Consider the following 14,461-nt stretch of genomic DNA (forward strand, 5'->3'; position numbering starts at 1 on the left):
TCTTACTCCCCCTTCAGAAGGGACAGCGGATGCTCGGTTACATCCTGAGACGTCTCCTGCAGGTGATCCCCGTCTTCTTCGGCGCCACCCTGCTCATCTACTTCCTCGTGTTCGCCATGCCCGGCGACCCGATCCTCGCCCTGTTCGGCGACAAGACCCCCAACCCGGCGGTCGTCGAGCAGCTGCGCGAGCAGTACCACCTGAACGACCCGTTCATCGTGCAGTACTGGTACTACATCACCGGTGTGTTCCAGGGAGACCTCGGCAACACGTTCTCGGGTCGCCCCGTCTCCGACGTGCTCGCCGCGACGCTCCCGGTCACCGGCCGCCTCGCGGTCATGGCGATCGGCATCGAGTTCACGCTCGCGATCATCATCGGAACGATCTCGGCGCTCCGCAAGGGCAAGATCTTCGACAACGTGTCGTTGATGGTCGCGCTCGTCGCGATCGCGATCCCGATCTTCGTCGTCGCCTTCCTCGCGCAGTACTTCCTCGCGATCAAGCTGGGCTGGTTCAAGCCGACGGTCGGTGCCGATAACGACTGGGGTGGCCTCTGGCTCCCCGCCATCGTGCTCGGCTTCAGCCTCTACGCCGTGAGTATGCGTCTGATGCGCAGCTCCGTCATCGACACGCTCAACCAGGATTGGGTGCGCACCGCGTACAGCAAGGGCCTGTCGCGCGGTCGCGTGATCCCCGTGCACGTGCTGCGCAACTCGCTGATCCCCGTGATCACGAACTCCGCCACCAACTTCGGCGTGCTGCTCGTGGGTGCGACCGTCACCGAGGGCATCTTCAACGTGCCCGGCGTCGGCAACACCCTGTTCCAGGCGATCCAGCGCGGCGAGGGACCGACCGTGGTCTCGTTCGTCACCGTGTTCGTCATCCTGTACGTCCTGGTGAATCTGCTCATCGACCTGCTCTACGGTCTGCTCGACCCGAGGATCCGCTATGTCTGACCCCACGACCCAGAAGCACTACGTCGCTCCGGTCGAGACCGAGTCGATCGCGGTCGACGCGGTCCGCATCTCCGAGAAGCCCAGCAACCTGTGGCGTGACGCGTGGCAGGACCTGCGCCGTCGCCCGCTGTTCTGGTTCTCCGTCGTCCTCGCGCTCGTCTTCCTCGTGATGGCGCTGTGGCCGACGCTGTTCACGGCGACCCCTCCGGATTCCTGCGATCTGGCGAACAGCAACGGCGGACCGGAGGCCGGACACCCGCTCGGCTTCACGTTCCAGGGCTGCGACATCTACGCCCGCATCGCCTGGGGTGCGCAGACCTCGCTCGCGGTCGGCCTGATCGCCACGCTGATCTCGTCGTTCCTCGGCCTGATCATGGGAGCCCTCGCCGGCTTCTACGGCGGATGGCTCGACGGCGTGCTCTCGCGCATCGGCGACATCTTCTTCGCCATCCCGTACATCCTCGCGGCCGTCGTCGTCATGACGGTCTTCCGTGACGCGCGCTCGGTCTGGACGCTGGCGCTCGCGATCGGTGGCTTCGCCTGGGCCTCCACGGCCCGCGTCGTGCGTGCAGAGATCCTCCGGGTGCGGCAGGCGGACTTCGTCATGGCCTCGCAGGCGCTCGGCCAGTCGAAGTTCAAGACGCTGCTCAACCACGTGATCCCGAACGCGATCGCGCCGCTGCTCGTCGTCTCGACGCTCGGCCTCGCCGCGGCGATCGTGGCGGAAGCCACGCTGTCGTTCCTCGGCGTCGGCTTGGGCAGTGACGTGATGTCGTGGGGCAACGACATCAGTGACGCCCAGGCGTCACTGCGCGTCGCCCCGATGGCGCTCATCTATCCGTCGATCGCGCTGACCCTCGCGGTGCTCGCGTTCGTGACCCTGGGTGAGCTCATCCGAGACGCCCTCGACCCGAAGGCGAGGGCACGCCGATGAGCGAGCGCATCACCGATCAGGCGCCCCTGCTGAGCATCCGCGACCTCAAGGTCGCCTTCCGCACCCAGGAGGGTCTGCGCGAAGTGCTCCACGGCGTCAGCTTCGACGTCTTCCCGGGCGAGACCGTCGCGATCGTGGGGGAGTCGGGTTCCGGCAAGTCCACGACCGCCACCGCGATCGTCAACCTCCTGCCCGGCACCGGCACGGTCACGGGCGGATCGATCACCCTCGAGGGGCGCGAGCTCACCACGCTGAGCCGCACCGCGATCGAGAAGGTGCGCGGCCGCGACATCGGCTTCGTGCCCCAGGACCCGATGTCGAACCTGAACCCGGTGTGGAGCATCGGATTCCAGGTGAAGGAGGCCATCCGCGCCAACGGCATCGCCCAGGGGCGCCAGGCCGTCAAGGCCCGTGCGGTCGAGGTGCTGCAGCAGGCGGGTCTCGCCGACGCCGAGCGGCGTCTGCACCAGTTCCCGCACCAGTTCTCGGGCGGTATGCGCCAGCGTGCACTGATCGGCATCGGCCTCGCAGCCGACCCGAAGCTCCTGATCGCCGATGAGCCGACCTCGGCCCTCGACGTCACGGTGCAGCGTGTGATCCTCGATCACATGGCCTCGCTCACCCGCGACAAGGGCACCTCGGTGCTGCTCATCACGCACGACCTGGGTCTGGCCGCCGAGCGCGCCGACAAGATCATCGTGATGAACGGCGGCAACATCGTCGAGGCCGGGCCCAGCCGGCAGATCCTCGAGGATCCGCAGCACCCGTACACCAAGCGGCTCGTCGCCGCGGCTCCCAGCGTGGCGTCGCAGCGTATCCAGGCCGTCGTGGAGGACCGGGGCATCGAGACGCTCGACGACCTCTCTGCCCTGCCTCCGACGGTGCGAGTGGCGGGTCTCACGAAGGACTACAAGATCCGCCAGGGTGGCTTCCGCAGCGAAGCCTTCCGTGCGGTCGACGATGTGTCGTTCGAGATCCCCAAGGGCAAGACGCTCGCCCTCGTCGGCGAGTCCGGCTCGGGCAAGTCCACCGTCGCGAAGATGGTGCTCAAGCTCGAGGAGCCCACCGCGGGCACGATCGAGATCGATGGCGAGGACGTGTCGCGGCTGTCGAACGCCCAGGCGTTCGGTCTGCGTCGGCGCATGCAGCCGGTGTTCCAGGACCCGTACGGCTCGCTCGACCCGCTGCGCAACATCGGCAACACCATCGCCGAGCCGCTGCAGATCCACGGCGTCGGCGATCGCGCATCGCACCGAGCTCGCGTGGAGGAGCTGCTCGACCAGGTCGCGCTTCCGCGGGCCCTGGCGACGCGCTACCCGAACGAGCTCTCCGGCGGTCAGCGGCAGCGCGTCGCGATCGCCCGTGCTCTGGCGCTCAAGCCCGACATCATCGTGCTCGACGAGGCCGTCTCGGCCCTCGACGTGCTCGTGCAGGACCAGGTGCTCCAGCTCCTGGCCGAGCTGCAGTCGGAGCTCGGCCTGACCTACCTGTTCATCACCCACGACCTCGCGGTCGTGCGCGTGTCGAGCGACCTGGTCTGCGTCATGGAGAAGGGCCGGATCGTCGAGCAGGGGACTGTCGACGAGATCTTCGCCAACCCGCAGCAGGAGTACACGGATCGTCTGCTCCAGGCCATCCCGGGTGCCTCCATCCCGCTCGGCGGAAGCGGCGCGTGACCGCTGCCGACAAGCCCGAGGACGCGCGGACCTTCCGCGCGTCCTCGGGCACCGCCGTGCTCGTTATCTCGGGAGCGCTCGCGCTCTTCCTGCTCGGCGACACGGTCGTGCGTGGGAGCTGGACGCAGATGCTTCTGGTGGCGCCCTGGGTGCTGCTCGGGATGTGGGTCGTCTACGAGCTGAGCTTCGTGTCGATGGTGCGCATCGACGACCGCGGCGCGGTCGTGCAGAACATGCTCCGACGCACCTCTTTCGGCTGGGCCCGGGTCCGCGATGTTGACTTCCGCTGGCAGCTCGAGTTCTCCCTCGACGACGGCTCGCGCGTCAGCGCATACGGCGGGCCCGCCCGCGCCCGTCCGTCACGTCGTGAGGCCGCCGAGGGCGAAGCATCCAAGGCCCCGGCCGGCATCCGCGATCTCACCGAGATCCGTGACCGCTGGGCGGCGGCGAGCGGCGCGGATGCTCCCATCCGCCGGGAGTGGGACGTCTATGCGCTCCTCGCCCTGGGCGCCATCGCGCTGTGGGCGGTCGGTGCGATTCTGATCGCGAACGCCGGCTGAGGCGGGATCGCTTCGCTCAGCCCGGGAGACCGAAGAGCGTCGGCCATGTCGCCGCCGCCCACGGGTAGCCGACGAACACCGTCGCATCGATCAGGAAATGCGCGACGAGGAACGGCAGCAGGCGTCCCGTCCGCAGGAACAGCCAGCCGAACAGCAGCCCCATCGCCAGATTGCCGATGAACGCTCCCGGTCCCTGGTACAGGTGATAGGTCGCCCGCAGCACCGAAGTGGCGATGATGATCGTCCACGGTGACCAGCCCAGCTGCTTGAGCCGGGCGAACAGGTAGCCGAGCACGACGAACTCCTCCTGCAGCGACGCGCGCGCGGCGGCCAGCAGCAGCACCGGGATCGTCCACCAGTGCGTGTCGAGGCCGCCCGGGTTCACGGCGACGAACAGGCCGAGCGCCCGGCCGACGAGATACAGCCCGAGGCCGGGCACGCCGATCGCCAGCACGAGCAGTGTGCCGCGGCCGATGTCGCCCCCGACGCGCGTGCCGTCGAGACCCAGACGCGCGAGGTGGGGTCGGCGCCGCTGCCAGAGCAGGAAGCAGACCAGGAGCACCGGAACGAGCGAGAAGCCGATCGAGAGCACCTGATAGATGAGGTCGAAGATCTCCCGGTCGCTGCGCGAGGGGTTCAGCGTCGCGGTCTGGTCGGCGAGGGGCGTGTCGTCGGTGAGTCGGTACGCGAGCTGCACGATCGCGTAGATCGCGGACTGGCCGAGGCCGAGGGCGAGCACGATCGCCATCTCCCACCAGAGGCGGGTGCGGGACGGTGTCGGGGTCACTTTTCCGATGGTATTGCTTCTGATCAGGAACGAGCCGTGTGTGTGCGTTATCCTGGAACGTCGGCTTCCCGGCACCACCCCAATCCCTTCTTAGGACTTCTTCATGGCGCATGCCCTCCGCTCTGACCTCCGCAACGTCGCAATCGTCGCTCACGTCGACCACGGCAAGACCACGCTCGTCGATGCGATGCTGCGCCAGACGGGCTCGTTCGGCGAGCACTCGCACGTCGAAGAGCGCGCGATGGACTCGAACGACCTCGAGCGTGAGAAGGGCATCACGATCCTCGCCAAGAACACGGCGATCACCTACAAGGGCAAGCACGCCGACGGCAAGGAGATCACGATCAACGTGATCGACACCCCCGGCCACGCCGACTTCGGCGGCGAGGTCGAGCGCGGCCTGTCGATGGTCGACGGCGTCGTGCTGCTCGTCGATGCGAGCGAGGGCCCGCTCCCGCAGACCCGCTTCGTGCTGCGCAAGGCGCTCGAGGCGAAGCTGCCCGTCATCCTCCTGGTCAACAAGACCGACCGCCCCGACGCCCGCATCGCGGAGGTCGAGGAGGAGGCCCACGACCTGCTTCTGGGCCTGGCGTCCGACCTCGTCGACGACGTGCCCGACCTCGACGTCGACGCGCTGCTCGACGTGCCGGTCGTCTACGCGTCCGGCCGTGCCGGCGCGGCGTCGCAGAACCGTCCCGCCGACGGCTCGCTGCCCGACAACGACGACCTCGAGCCGCTCTTCGAGGCGATCCTCGAGCACGTCCCGGCCCCGGCCTACGACGACGAGGCTCCGCTGCAGGCCTGGGTCACGAACCTCGACTCGAGCCCCTTCCTCGGCCGTCTCGCGCTGCTGCGCGTCTTCAACGGCACGATCAAGAAGGGCCAGACGGTCGCCTGGGTGCGCTCCGACGGCACCACCAGCAACGCCCGCATCACCGAGCTGCTGATGACCCGTGCGCTCGAGCGCTACCCGGCCGAGTCGGCCGGCCCCGGTGACATCGTCGCGATCGCGGGCTTCGAGAACATCACGATCGGCGAGACGATCGCCGACCCCGAAGACGTGCGCCCGCTTCCGGCGATCACGGTCGACGACCCCGCCATCTCGATGACGATCGGCACCAACACCTCGCCGCTGATGGGCAAGGTCAAGGGCCACAAGCTCACGGCGCGCATGGTCAAGGACCGTCTCGACAAGGAGCTCATCGGTAACGTCTCGCTCAAGGTCGTCGACATCGGGCGCCCGGATGCCTGGGAGGTCCAGGGCCGCGGTGAGCTCGCTCTCGCGATCCTCGTCGAGAACATGCGTCGCGAGGGCTTCGAGCTCACGGTCGGCAAGCCGCAGGTGGTCACGAAGAAGATCGACGGCAAGACCTACGAGCCCTTCGAGCACCTCACGATCGACACTCCGGAGGAGCACCTCGGCGCGATCACCCAGCTCCTCGCGAACCGCAAGGGTCGCATGGAGAACATGACCAACCACGGCACCGGCTGGGTGCGCATGGAGTTCATCGTCCCGTCGCGCGGCCTCATCGGATTCCGCAGCGAATTCCTCACCACGACGCGCGGAACCGGCATCGCGAACGCGATCTCGCACGGTTACGAGCCCTGGGCCGGTTCCATCACGACGCGTCAGAACGGCTCGATCGTGGCCGACCGTCAGGGTGTCGTCACCCCGTTCGCGATGATCGCCCTGCAGGAGCGCATGTCGTTCTTCGTGCAGCCGACCGCCGAGGTCTACGAGGGCATGGTCATCGGCGAGAACTCGCGCGCCGACGACATGGACGTGAACATCACCAAGGAGAAGAAGCTCACCAACATGCGTGCGGCGAGCTCCGACTCGTTCGAGTCGATGACGCCCCCGCGCGTGCTGACGCTCGAGGAGAGCCTCGAGTTCGCGCGTGACGACGAATGCGTCGAGGTCACGCCCGAGTCGGTGCGCATCCGCAAGGTGAACCTCGATGCCAACACGCGTGCGCGCGAGACCGCCCGCCTGAAGCGTCAGGACGCCAACGCCTGAGTCCGATCCGGACCCGAGAAAGAGGGCCTCGCACCGCAGAAATGCGGTCGCGGGGCCCTCTTCTCATGAAAACCCCAGGTTAGGCCTATATTCCGCCCAGGCTTCCCGGAGGTTTCGTCCAGAAACATGACGCAGAATCGATGACTTGCGTCCGATGAGTCGGCTCCCGATGAGCCGCCCTCTCCGCAGGTCCGGGCGCTCGACGACCCGAAAGTCGAATCTTTGCTTCACCTTCAGAACACCCGTGCTTCCCGGCGCGCCCTCGAGGCCGCCTCCGCCCACTCCGCCGTCCGTTCGCGTCGGCCGTTGCTGCTGCTCGGCACCGCCGTCGGCGCGATGCTCGGCATCACTCTGAGCGCCGGACTCGTGGCGGGGCCGGCTGCCGGCGCCGTCCACCCCGATGACGCGTCGCCCTCGGCGACCACCGGCACCACGACGACCGTCGAAGCCTCCGACGACATCGCGGCGACGGCATCCGCAGCGACCGATGCCATCGACGCCGCGGATGCGCTCTCCGCCGAGATCGACGCCGCCGGCTTCGACCTGAGCGGGGTCGTCCCGGCCGTCGAGACCGCACAGCTGCAGAGCAGCATCGACACCCTCGATGGTCGGAAGTCCGTTCCGGCCATCGAGCTCTCGCTCACCACGGTCATCGCCCAGGAGCACACCGAGAAGGTGATCGCGCAGACCGCTGCGCTCCAGTCCGCGTTCACCGCGGCGCAGGAGAAGAAGGCCGCAGACGACGCAGCCGCCGCCGCAGCCGCTCAGGCGCAGGCGGAGGCCGAGGCGGCAGCGGCCGCTCTCGCCTCGTCGAACACCCCCGAGGGGGCCAAGGCGACCGCGCGCGCGATGGCGGCCAACCAGTACGGCTGGGGCGAGGACCAGTTCTCCTGCCTGAGCTCGCTGTGGCAGAAGGAATCGAGCTGGAACTACCAGGCCTACAATCCGAGCGGCGCGACCGGCATCCCGCAGGCGTTGCCCGGCAGCAAGATGGCCTCGGCCGGAAGCGACTGGCAGACCAACGCCGCGACCCAGATCGCCTGGGGTCTGGGCTACATCTCCTCGGTCTACGGAACCCCGTGCAGCGCATGGGGGCACTCGCAGGCGATGAACTGGTACTGAGCCCGTAGACACCCCCTGAACGCCCCCGGCAGATCTCTTCTGCCGGGGGCGTTCGAGCGCTATCGTGGCGAAGGACGGCTGGGGCGTCGTCGAGCGCGAGGAGAGCCCGTGGATACGGCCGGATGGGACGACGTCCCGCAGCAGGTCTCGACCGGGGCATTGCCCGGATGGGGTGACGTCGAGCGGCTGGTCGAAGACGCGCACGCGCGCTTCGCCGGCGACATCGACGGCGTGGTCGCCGACTACATCCCCGTGCTCGCCGAGGCCGATCCCGACCTCTTCGGCCTCGCCGTCATCGAGGTCGGCGGGGGAGTGCACGACGCGGGCGACGCGCAGTATCCGTTCTCGATCCAGTCGATCTCGAAGATGTTCGTCTACGCCCTCGCCATCCAGGAGCACGGGCACGCGCACGTCCGCGACATCGTCGGCGTCAACAACACGGGGCTGCCCTTCAACTCGGTGATGGCGCTCGAGCTGAACGCCGGGCATCCCATGAACCCGATGGTCAACGCGGGCGCGATCGCCACCACTGCGCTCATGCCGGGGCAGACGTCCGCTGAGCAATGGGAGCGCATCCGCGAGGGGCTGTCGGCGTTCGCGGGTCGCGCCCTCGGCCTCGACGGGGTCGTCTACGCCTCCGAGGCTCGCACCAACGACCGCAACCGGGCGTTCGGTCGTCTGCTGACCAGCTACGGCCGCCTGGAGGGCGACCCCGACGAGGTCGTCGACGTCTATACGCGTCAGTGCGCTCTCTCGGTCACCGCGCACGATCTGGCGGTCATGGGGGCGACGCTGGCCGACGGCGGCGTCAACCCGATCACGGGGGAGCGGGTCGTCTCGGCCGACGTCTGCCGCGACACGCTCGCCGTCGTCGCGGCCAGCGGCCTGTACGAGCGCTCGGGGGAGTGGCTCTTCGAGATCGGGCTCCCGGCGAAGTCCGGCGTCTCCGGAGGAATCGTCGCGATCGCCCCGGGCAAGGGCGCCGTCGCCGGATTCTCGCCCCGCCTCGACGACGCCGGCAACTCCGTCCGCTCGCAGCGCGCGATCGGTTATCTCTCCCGGTCGCTCGGGCTCAACCTCTTCGCGTCCGCCCCGGTCCCCGCCCCCGAAACCGTTCCCGCCTCCGCCCCCGGCCCCGAGGAGTCCCGATGACCGAGTCCGCGCCGCAGACGGCATCCGCCCCCGCCGCGTCGTCCTGGCTCCCCATGATCAGCCTGTTCATGGCGCAGGTGCTCATGTCGTTCAACGTCGCCGCCCTTCCCATCTCGATCGGCGGGATGGTGAGCGAGTTCGGCGTGCCGCCCACGGTCGCGAGCACCACGATCGTCATGTACGGGCTCGCCGTCGCCGCGCTCGTGATGACCGGCGCGAAACTCGGCCAGCGCGTCGGGTGGGTGCTGATCTTCCGCGTCGTGATCGCGCTCTTCGCGGCCTCGTCGGTGCTCATGCTGATCGCGCCGAGCATCGGGTGGGCGATCGCGGGCCAGGCGGTCGCGGGAGCGGCGGCCGCGATCATCGTGCCCTCGATCGTCGCGCTCATCGCCGAGAACTACCGCGGCGCTCAGCAGGCCACCGCGATCGGTGCGATCGGGTCGGCTCGGGCGATCTCGGGCGTCACCGCCTTCCTCATCGGCGGCACCCTGGGCACGCTCGTCGGATGGCGCCCGATGTTCTTCATCGTGCTCGGCATCGCCGTGCTCGTCTTCGCCTTCAGCTTCACGCTGCGCGGGGATCGCGGCGACGCCGGCATCCGTATCGATCTCGTGGCCTCGTTCCTCATCGGCGCGGCCATCGTGCTCCTCACCCTCGGGTTCAACAACCTCAACGGCTGGGGCGCGATCGAAGCGACGGATGCCGCACCGTTCGACATCCTGGGACTCTCCCCGGCGCCGCTCTTCATCGTGGCGGGCGTCGTTCTGGGCCAGGCATTCTTCCTGTGGACCCGTCGACGGATCGCCGAGGGGCGGGTGCCGCTGATCGATCTCAGCATCCTGCGCTCCTCGAAGGAGCGCGCAGCCGTCTACGCCATGTTCATCGTCGTCGCGCTCGAGGCCTGCGTGAACTTCACCATTCCGCTGTACATCCAGATAGTGCAGGGGCGGACGCCGTTCGACACGTCGATCGCGATGATGCCCTTCAACCTCACCGTCTTCATCACGGCGACGCTCGTCGTGCGGTTCTACAAGCGGTATCCGCCGCGCGTGATCGGTGTGTTCGGCTTCCTGCTCACGACCTGCGCCCTCGTCTGGCTCTCCTTCGTCGTCACCAACAACTGGGAGACGCTGCCGACGATCCTCGGGCTGATCGTGTTCGGGATCGGCCAGGGTGCGCTCGTGACACTCGTCTTCAACGTGCTCGTCACTTCGGCGCCGTCGTCGCTCGCCGGGGACGTCGGCTCGCTGCGCGGCACGACCCAGAACCTCGCCTCGGCGGTGGGCACGGCGGTCGCCGGCGCGCTGCTCGTCTCGCTTCTCGGCCTGAGCGTCGGGCGCGCGGTCGTGGAGCACCCGGAGCTGCCTCCGGAGCTCGTCGCCCAGGTCGACCTCGACAGCGTGAACTTCGTGAGCAACGACGATCTGCGCATCGTGCTCGAGGGCACCGACGCGACACCCGCGCAGGTCGACGCCGCGGTCGCCGTGAACGAGGAGGCCCGACTGTCGACACTGCGGCTGGGGCTGCTCGTTCTCGCCGGGGTCAGCGCGCTGGCGGTCCTCCCGGCCTCGCGGCTCCCGAGGTACAAGCCGGACGAGATCCCCGATCCGTCCCCCGTGGCCGCGTCGGACTGAGGATCAGCGCAGCTCCGAGATGAGCACGGCGCTCGTCCCCGGGGCCGTGGCCTCGAAGATGTGCGGGGCATCGCCGGGGTAGGTCAGGTAGTCGCCGGCATTCAGCAGGGCGGCGGTCTCGACGGGGCCGACCCGGGCCTGCCCTGAGATCAGCACGACGTGCTCGATCGTTCCGGAGTGGTGCGGATCCGAGCGCCGGGCCTCGCCCGGTTCGGCGGAGATCAGGTAGAGGTCGCGCCGCGCGCCGGGCGGGGAGGCGGCCAGCAGGGTCGCGCTGTACGCCGCGGCCGACGACGGGACGCCCGTGAGGTCCTCCCGCCGGATGAGGGTGGGGCCGCTCTGCGGAGGGTCGACGAAGACGGCGAACGGCACGTCGAGCGCGACGCCGAGCGCCCACAGGGTTTCGACGCTCGGATTCCCGGCGCCGCTCTCGAGCTGGGAGACCGTCGCCTTGGAGACGCCGGCGCGTCGGGCGAGTTCCGAGACCGAGAGCGCTGCGGACTCCCGCTCCCGGCGCAGGGTGCGGGCGATGCGGGCGCGGAGATCCTCCATTCGTTCATCATGTCAAACGATCGTTCGCTTGACTAGTCACCGTTCCGTGTTCAGAATGATGGTCATGTGTTCAGTGCAGCGAACGACTCCGGGCGTCGCCGCGTGACCGCCGAGCGGGAGGTCTGGCGCGAAGCCCTCGGCGTCGTGCTCGCGACCAGCGCCTACGGCATCTCATTCGGTGCCCTCGCGGTCGCGGCGGGAATCGACGTCTGGCAGACCTGTGTGCTCAGTCTGCTCATGTTCACCGGGGGATCGCAGTTCGCCTTCGTCGGCGTCTTCGCGGCCGGCGGTCTCGCCGCTCTGCCGTCGGCGATCGCCTCGGCCGTGCTCCTCGGTGTGCGCAACGTCGCCTACGGCATGCGCATGTCGCCGGTCATCGGGGGAGGGGCAGCGACCCGCGCGCTGGCCGCGCACTTCACGATCGATGAGTCGACGGCCGTCGCGATCGCCCAGAGCGACCCGCGGCTGCGCCGCGTCGGGTTCTGGGTCACCGGCATCGGGATCTTCGTCGGGTGGAACGTCACCACTCTCGTCGGCGCGCTCGTCGGCAACGTGCTCGGCGATCCGAAGGATTGGGGGCTGGATGCCGCGGCATCCGCCGCGTTCCTGGCGCTGCTGTGGCCGCGCCTCCGGCAACGACAGGCGATCGCCGTCGGCGCCGCCGCGGCGGTCGTGGCCGCGGCACTCACACCGTTCCTCCTGCCGGGACTGCCGGTGCTCGTCGCGGCCGTCGTGGCCGTGATCGTCGGGTGGTTCAACTGGTTGGGGTGCCCGGCATCCGATGGTGGCGCGGTGGATGCCGGCACGAGGGGGGCATCATGACGCTGTGGAGTGCGATCCTGCTGGCGGCTCTCGTGTGCCTCGCGCTGAAGGCCGCCGGATACCTCGTGCCGCCGAAGGTGCTCGAGGCGCCACGCCCCGCGCGCATCTCCGACCTGCTGACCGTGGCACTGCTCGCGGCGCTCGTCGCGGTGCAGACGCTGGGCGACGGCCAGGCGATCGTCGTCGACGCGCGCGTACCCGCCCTCCTCGTCGCTGGCGGTCTGCTGTGGCTGCGGCAGTCGTTCCTCGTCGTGGTGTTCGCGGCGGCGCTCACAGCCGCCCTGTTGCGCCTGTTCGGACTCGCGGTCTGACCGCGCGTAGGATCGGAGGGTGCGGGTGAGTCGGTTGTCGAGAGTTCTGTCGTGGGTGGCCTCGGCCCTGGTCGGCGGCGTGTACGGCGTCGCCGGCACGATCGCGCACAGCCAGACCTGGGGGCCGATCCCCACGGGCATGATCGTCGGCGCGATCGCGTGCGCCGCGATCCTCGTCGCCATCCGCGTGCTCACCCACGACCGCGGCGCCGCCGTCGCGGCCGGCATCGGGATGGTGGGCATGCTGCTGCTGATCTCCGGGCGAGGGCCCGGGGGATCCGTCGTCGTCGAGAACACGCTCGCCGGTCAGATCTGGACGTACCTCATCGCCGCGATCGTTCTCGTCGTCATCGCGTGGCCCTCGTTCCGACCGGTGCCCGTCGCCACGGAGGCGGAGAAGTAGACTGGAGCGGTGACGTATGTGATCGCCCTCCCGTGTGTCGATGTGAAGGACCGAGCCTGCATCGACGAATGCCCCGTCGACTGCATCTACGAAGGCGAGCGCTCCCTCTACATCCACCCCGACGAGTGCGTCGACTGCGGCGCCTGCGAGCCGGTGTGCCCCGTCGAAGCGATCTATTACGAGGACGACCTGCCCGATGAGTGGCAGGACTACTACAAGGCCAACGTGGAATTCTTCGACGAGGTGGGCTCGCCCGGCGGCGCGGCCAAGGTCGGCGTCATTGCGCACGACCACCCGATCGTCGCGGCCCTGCCGCCCCAGGGCGAGTGAGTCGCGTCCGTGAGCGTCCGCGACCTCCCCGACTACCCCTGGGACGCCGTCGTCCCGTTCCGTGAACGGGCCTCTGCGCATGACGGCGGCCTCGTCGATCTCTCGGTCGGTTCGCCCGTCGATCGCACTCCCGAGATCGTCCGGCGCGCGCTCGCCGAGGCGACCGATGCGCATGCCTACCCGCAGACCGTCGGAACGCCGGCCCTTCGCGAGGCGATCGTCTCCTGGTACGCCCGTCGGCGCGGGGTCGACGATCTCACCGTCGCGAACGTGCTCCCGACCATCGGGTCGAAGGAGTTCGTCGCGCTCCTCCCGACGCTGCTCGGTCTGGGGGAGGGCGACATCGTCGTGCACCCCGAGATCGCGTACCCGACCTACGACGTCGGCGCGCGCGTGGTCGGGGCGACACCGCTTCCTGCTGACGACCCCGCGGACTGGCCGGAGGGCACCAAGCTCATCTGGATCAACACCCCGGGCAACCCCGACGGACGTACCTGGACCGTCTCCGAGCTGGCCGCGGCGGTGCGCCGTGCGCGCGAGCTGGACGCCGTCATCGCGAGCGACGAGTGCTACGCCGAGCTCGGCTGGGACGGCGCCTGGGCGACCGAGACGATCCCGTCGATCCTCGACCCACGGGTCACCGGCGGATCACGGGCCAATCTGCTGAGCGTCTACTCGCTGAGCAAGCAGTCGAACCTCGCGGGCTACCGCGCCGCGTTCGTCGCCGGGTGCGCGCGCATCGTCGCCGACCTGCTCACCGCGCGCAAGCACCTCGGCCTCATGCCGCCGGAACCCGTGCAGCACGCCATGGCGGTGGCTCTGGGCGACGACGAGCACGTCGCCGCGCAGAAGGAGCTCTACCGGGAGCGGCGCGATCTGCTGCGTCCGGCCGTGGAGGCCGCCGGATTCCGTCTCGACGGTTCCGAGGCGGGGCTCTACCTCTGGGTGACCGAGGGGCGCGACGCCTGGGAATCGATGGAACGCCTCGCCGATCTCGGCATCCTGGCCGGCCCCGGACCGTTCTACGGCGCCGCTGCCGGCTCGCACGTCCGGCTCGCGCTCACGGCGCCGACGGATCGCATCGCCGAGGCCGCGCGACGGTTGCATGCTGCGGCATCCGGAGGGATTCTGTAGGTTTCCCCCTTCTATGCCCGATCCGTTTGGCGGATGCGACAGTAGGCGCGTGCGCCTACTAGGCTGTAAAG

15 protein-coding genes are annotated in these 14,461 nt (G+C 69.0%); 13 read left to right on the forward strand and 2 right to left on the reverse strand.

Annotation, left to right across the window (positions count from 1 at the left end; translation table 11 throughout):
* Positions 1 to 29 precede the first annotated feature (29 nt).
* From ACFY9N_RS05440 to ACFY9N_RS05455, 4 genes are read left to right on the forward strand one after another with little or no spacing between them, the layout of a single operon-like run.
* Positions 30 to 956 (forward strand): ABC transporter permease, encoded by a 927-nt coding sequence (locus tag ACFY9N_RS05440; protein ID WP_391477299.1) that lies wholly within the window; start codon positions 30 to 32, stop codon positions 954 to 956.
* Positions 949 to 1,890, forward strand: coding sequence for an ABC transporter permease (locus ACFY9N_RS05445; protein ID WP_391477300.1), 942 nt, complete (start codon positions 949 to 951; stop codon positions 1,888 to 1,890). Before ACFY9N_RS05440 ends, ACFY9N_RS05445 begins: the two co-directional genes overlap by 8 nt.
* Positions 1,887 to 3,566: a dipeptide ABC transporter ATP-binding protein gene (locus tag ACFY9N_RS05450; RefSeq protein WP_391477301.1), complete on the forward strand. Its 1,680-nt coding sequence runs from the start codon at positions 1,887 to 1,889 to the stop codon at positions 3,564 to 3,566. Before ACFY9N_RS05445 ends, ACFY9N_RS05450 begins: the two co-directional genes overlap by 4 nt.
* Positions 3,563 to 4,126 carry a PH domain-containing protein gene (locus tag ACFY9N_RS05455; protein WP_391477302.1) on the forward strand — a complete coding sequence of 188 codons (564 nt, stop codon included), beginning with the start codon at positions 3,563 to 3,565 and terminating at the stop codon, positions 4,124 to 4,126. The genes ACFY9N_RS05450 and ACFY9N_RS05455 overlap by 4 nt, the downstream gene beginning before the upstream one ends.
* Positions 4,127 to 4,142: 16 nt before the next feature.
* Here ACFY9N_RS05455 and ACFY9N_RS05460 read toward each other — a convergent pair whose 3' ends face one another.
* On the reverse strand, positions 4,143 to 4,874 hold the full coding sequence (locus tag ACFY9N_RS05460; RefSeq protein ID WP_391478457.1) for a CPBP family intramembrane glutamic endopeptidase: 732 nt from the start codon (positions 4,872 to 4,874) through the stop codon (positions 4,143 to 4,145).
* A gap of 142 nt (positions 4,875 to 5,016) precedes the next feature.
* Between ACFY9N_RS05460 and typA the strand changes: the two genes are divergently transcribed.
* The 4 genes from typA (at position 5,017) to ACFY9N_RS05480 (ending at position 10,838) form a co-directional block, all read left to right on the forward strand.
* Positions 5,017 to 6,930: a translational GTPase TypA gene (gene typA / locus ACFY9N_RS05465; RefSeq protein WP_391477303.1), complete on the forward strand. Its 1,914-nt coding sequence runs from the start codon at positions 5,017 to 5,019 to the stop codon at positions 6,928 to 6,930.
* A 222-nt stretch (positions 6,931 to 7,152) separates the two neighbouring features.
* Positions 7,153 to 8,052 (forward strand): phospholipase, encoded by a 900-nt coding sequence (locus tag ACFY9N_RS05470; protein WP_391477304.1) that lies wholly within the window; start codon positions 7,153 to 7,155, stop codon positions 8,050 to 8,052.
* A 108-nt stretch (positions 8,053 to 8,160) separates the two neighbouring features.
* Positions 8,161 to 9,204: a glutaminase A gene (gene glsA, locus ACFY9N_RS05475; RefSeq protein WP_391477305.1), complete on the forward strand. Its 1,044-nt coding sequence runs from the start codon at positions 8,161 to 8,163 to the stop codon at positions 9,202 to 9,204.
* A complete protein-coding gene (locus ACFY9N_RS05480; protein ID WP_391477307.1) occupies positions 9,201 to 10,838 on the forward strand; it encodes an MFS transporter in 1,638 nt (545 codons plus the stop codon). Before glsA ends, ACFY9N_RS05480 begins: the two co-directional genes overlap by 4 nt.
* A 3-nt stretch (positions 10,839 to 10,841) precedes the next feature.
* Here the strand turns inward: ACFY9N_RS05480 and ACFY9N_RS05485 are convergent, their stop codons facing one another.
* Positions 10,842 to 11,390 (reverse strand): helix-turn-helix domain-containing protein, encoded by a 549-nt coding sequence (locus tag ACFY9N_RS05485; RefSeq protein WP_391477308.1) that lies wholly within the window; start codon positions 11,388 to 11,390, stop codon positions 10,842 to 10,844.
* Positions 11,391 to 11,492: 102 nt separating this feature from the next.
* On the opposite strand from ACFY9N_RS05485, the gene ACFY9N_RS05490 reads away from it, so the two are divergent.
* Genes ACFY9N_RS05490 through dapC form a run of 5 tightly spaced genes read left to right on the forward strand, consistent with a single transcriptional unit; the run spans position 11,493 to position 14,390 of the window.
* Positions 11,493 to 12,212 (forward strand): AzlC family ABC transporter permease, encoded by a 720-nt coding sequence (locus ACFY9N_RS05490; protein WP_391478458.1) that lies wholly within the window; start codon positions 11,493 to 11,495, stop codon positions 12,210 to 12,212.
* Positions 12,209 to 12,523, forward strand: a complete 315-nt coding sequence (locus tag ACFY9N_RS05495; RefSeq protein ID WP_391477309.1) for an AzlD domain-containing protein — start codon at positions 12,209 to 12,211, stop codon at positions 12,521 to 12,523. The genes ACFY9N_RS05490 and ACFY9N_RS05495 overlap by 4 nt, the downstream gene beginning before the upstream one ends.
* Positions 12,524 to 12,578: 55 nt before the next feature.
* Positions 12,579 to 12,926: a histidinol dehydrogenase gene (locus tag ACFY9N_RS05500; protein WP_391477310.1), complete on the forward strand. Its 348-nt coding sequence runs from the start codon at positions 12,579 to 12,581 to the stop codon at positions 12,924 to 12,926.
* Between the two features lie 9 nt (positions 12,927 to 12,935).
* A complete protein-coding gene (gene fdxA, locus ACFY9N_RS05505; protein WP_391477311.1) occupies positions 12,936 to 13,256 on the forward strand; it encodes a ferredoxin in 321 nt (106 codons plus the stop codon).
* Between the two features lie 9 nt (positions 13,257 to 13,265).
* Positions 13,266 to 14,390 (forward strand): succinyldiaminopimelate transaminase, encoded by a 1,125-nt coding sequence (gene dapC / locus ACFY9N_RS05510; protein WP_391477312.1) that lies wholly within the window; start codon positions 13,266 to 13,268, stop codon positions 14,388 to 14,390.
* The last annotated feature ends 71 nt before the right edge of the window (positions 14,391 to 14,461 follow it).

Source organism: Microbacterium sp. NPDC008134, from assembly GCF_042957055.1.
In the GTDB taxonomy this organism is placed as follows: domain Bacteria; phylum Actinomycetota; class Actinomycetes; order Actinomycetales; family Microbacteriaceae; genus Microbacterium.

What these genes read in the sequence shown, in the direction of transcription:
- ACFY9N_RS05460 (WP_391478457.1), bottom strand. Translation starts at nt 4,874, where the DNA reads ATGGCGATCGTGCTCGCCCTCGGCCTCGGCCAGTCCGCGATCTACGCG.
- ACFY9N_RS05485 (WP_391477308.1), bottom strand. Translation starts at nt 11,390, where the DNA reads ATGGAGGATCTCCGCGCCCGCATCGCCCGCACCCTGCGCCGGGAGCGG.
- ACFY9N_RS05440 (WP_391477299.1), top strand. Translation starts at nt 30, where the DNA reads ATGCTCGGTTACATCCTGAGACGTCTCCTGCAGGTGATCCCCGTCTTC.
- ACFY9N_RS05480 (WP_391477307.1), top strand. Translation starts at nt 9,201, where the DNA reads ATGACCGAGTCCGCGCCGCAGACGGCATCCGCCCCCGCCGCGTCGTCC.
- typA (WP_391477303.1), top strand. Translation starts at nt 5,017, where the DNA reads ATGGCGCATGCCCTCCGCTCTGACCTCCGCAACGTCGCAATCGTCGCT.
- ACFY9N_RS05445 (WP_391477300.1), top strand. Translation starts at nt 949, where the DNA reads ATGTCTGACCCCACGACCCAGAAGCACTACGTCGCTCCGGTCGAGACC.
- ACFY9N_RS05495 (WP_391477309.1), top strand. Translation starts at nt 12,209, where the DNA reads ATGACGCTGTGGAGTGCGATCCTGCTGGCGGCTCTCGTGTGCCTCGCG.
- ACFY9N_RS05450 (WP_391477301.1), top strand. Translation starts at nt 1,887, where the DNA reads ATGAGCGAGCGCATCACCGATCAGGCGCCCCTGCTGAGCATCCGCGAC.